Origin of the sequence: Pseudonocardia sp. SID8383 (assembly GCF_009864975.1) — a bacterium.
Taxonomy (GTDB): domain Bacteria; phylum Actinomycetota; class Actinomycetes; order Mycobacteriales; family Pseudonocardiaceae; genus Pseudonocardia; species Pseudonocardia alni.
The window spans coordinates 1-943 of the sequence record NZ_WWFY01001139.1 but is presented as its reverse complement, the minus strand read 5'-3'; the positions used below and the strand labels follow the sequence as shown (position 1 = coordinate 943).

The 943-nt window shown below is 76.5% G+C and carries 2 protein-coding genes; both read left to right on the top strand.

All coding sequences use genetic code 11. From position 1 onward, the window contains the following. Positions 1-678 (top strand): PucR family transcriptional regulator (locus GTW08_RS27510; protein WP_161152724.1); only part of this gene is annotated, 678 nt, incomplete at its 5' end. Positions 679-697: 19 nt separating this feature from the next. Further along, positions 698-943: DUF1707 domain-containing protein (locus GTW08_RS27505; protein WP_161152723.1), on the top strand; the 246-nt coding region annotated here is incomplete at its 3' end.

Genomic DNA, 943 nt, shown 5'->3' with positions numbered 1-943 from the left:
CTCGACGCCGGCTGGTCGCTGGACGGCTGGCACGCGGGCCTGCGGATCGACGTGCCGTCCTCGGTGGACGTCGTCGCCGCCCGGGAGCAGGTGCTGCGGGCGGTGGAGACGGCGCGGCTGCGGGCGGTCGTCGTCGAGCAGGGACCGGGGTGGAGCGCCTGGACGACGTTCGACCACCAGCCCACCGCCGGTGAGCTGCAGCAGCACGCGACGGCCGCGCGGCGCACCCAGTGGCTGCTGCGCGAGTCCCTGCCGACCTCGACGGGGGTGGGGCGGGTGCACCGCGGGGCGGGCGGGCTGGCCCGCACCCTCGGCGAGGCCGGGGACGCGGCCCGGCTCGCGGCCGAACGCACCACCAGCGGCCGGTTCGTCCACGTCGACCGGCTCGGGCTGGGGGCGCTGCTGCTGGCCTGGACCCGCACCGACACGTTCCTGCCCGCCGCCCGGTCGATGCTGGAACCGTTGCAGGGCAGACCCGGGGACCTGCTGACGACGCTGACCGCCTACCTGGACGCCGAGTCGTCGCTGACCGAGACCGCGGCGGTGCTCGGGGTGCACCGCAACACCGTCGCGACCCGGATCGAACGCGTACGCCACGTGCTCGGCGTCGACCTCGCCGACCCGGACGAGCGCCTCGCCCTGCATCTCGCGTGTCGCAGCGTGCTGTTCCACAGCTGATCGCGGCTACGGTCGGGGTATGAGCGCGGACCCGATCGGCTACGCCGAGCAGGAGGAGACGGTGCGGGCGCTGTCCCGCCACTACACGGGCGGGGCGCTGGACGTCGACGCGTTCGACGCGCGGGTGCGCCGGGCCCGGGCGGCGACGACGCGGTCGCAGCTGGCTGCCCTGTTCACCGATCTGCCCGAGCCGCACCCGGCGTCGCTCACCGGGGTGGCGCCGTCCTTGTCCGCGGCCGGCGCCGACCCGAGCGGCGGCCCCGCC